Here is a 1,345-nt window from a genome sequence, read left to right on the forward strand (position 1 = left end):
CCTCAGTACAGGCCCGGCGTCTCGCGCTGTGCGGCGTGCGGGCGGGCGGGCGTCAGCAGCGTGCGCGCCTGCGCGGTCAGCCCGGCGGTGCGTTGCGCCGATGCGCTCGCGCCGATCGGGGTGCAGCCGCGCCCGCCCAGATAGTTCAGCGCCGCGCGCACCGACGCCTCGTTCGCATCGCCCAGCGGGCGGGTCAGGTCGTCGCTCGCCTGGCAGCTGGCCTCTACCTTGCCCGCCAGCCCGTTGTAGTAATCGCCCTGCCGCGCGGCATTCTGCAGCGCCAGCGCGATCACGCGCAGCCGGTCGTCGGGGCAGGCGGGGTTGTCGAGCGGGATCTGCCCGACGGGCTTGCCATAGGTGTTGCTGCCGATCAGCGCGGCATTGCCGTGGAGGTAGGGGATCATCGCGTTGATGACATATTCGCTGGCCGATGCGGTGCCCTCGGTGCCGATGAACGCCACCTTGGTCGGCGTGATCGCATTGGCTTCGCGTCCGAAATAGATCGTCTCGTCGTTGCTCGACTTGCTCGGGCGGAACGCGATATAGGTCTGCACGTCGCTGGTGCTGCGTGCCCCGCCGAGCAGGTCGGTGAACGTCTCCGCCGTCGCCAGCAGCCCCCCGCCATTGTAGCGCAGGTCGACGATGACGTTGGTGATCCCCTGCGCGCGGAACGCGCCGAAGGCGGTGCGCAGCTGGTCGTCGGCGGTGCTGATGAAGGTGCGCAGGTTGACGTAACCGACCTTGCGCCCGCCGTCGTCGATCACCTTGTAGCCGTAGCGCGGCGATACCGGTGCGAGCGAGAAATCGGCCTTGGACAGCGTCACCACGCGCGTGCCCGACGTATCGATGACGCGGAATACGCGCGTCGTGCCCGGCGTGTCGGGGCCCAGCGCGTCGTTCAGCGCATCGGTATTGCCCGACGACAACAGGCTGCTGACGGTCTGCAGGTTGCTGCTGCTGGTGCCCACCGCGTCGATCTGCGCGCCGCGATCGACATTGGCGGCCAGCGCCGGCCCGCCCTCGAACGATTCGGTGACCAGCAGCCGGTTCGACCGGTCCAGCGTCAGCCGCACGCCGAACCCGGCGGTAGTGCCGGAGCCGTAATAGGCGTTCTCTTCCTTCACCGACGTCAGATAGGTGAAATAGCGGTCCTTGTTCTGCGCCCGCGCCGTCGCGGTCAGCGCGTCCAGGAACGTATCGACATCGCCGTAGCGCGACGGGTCGATCGACGCCGGCAGCGTATCGGGGAACAGATACCATTCGCGCATCTGCGCCAGCACCCAATCCTGTCGCGCGCGCAGGCTGCACGATCCGCTGCTGGAAGGGGACGGGGACGGCGAGGGGG

1 protein-coding gene is annotated in these 1,345 nt (G+C 68.6%); it reads right to left on the reverse strand.

The features are described from left to right. Positions 1–2 precede the first annotated feature (2 nt). A partial coding sequence (locus AX685_RS16615; protein ID WP_231738976.1) for a S41 family peptidase occupies positions 3–1,345 on the reverse strand: 1,343 nt, incomplete at its 5' end.

The organism is Sphingomonas sp. CCH9-F2 (assembly GCF_001556735.1).
Lineage (GTDB): Bacteria > Pseudomonadota > Alphaproteobacteria > Sphingomonadales > Sphingomonadaceae > Sphingomonas > Sphingomonas ginsenosidimutans.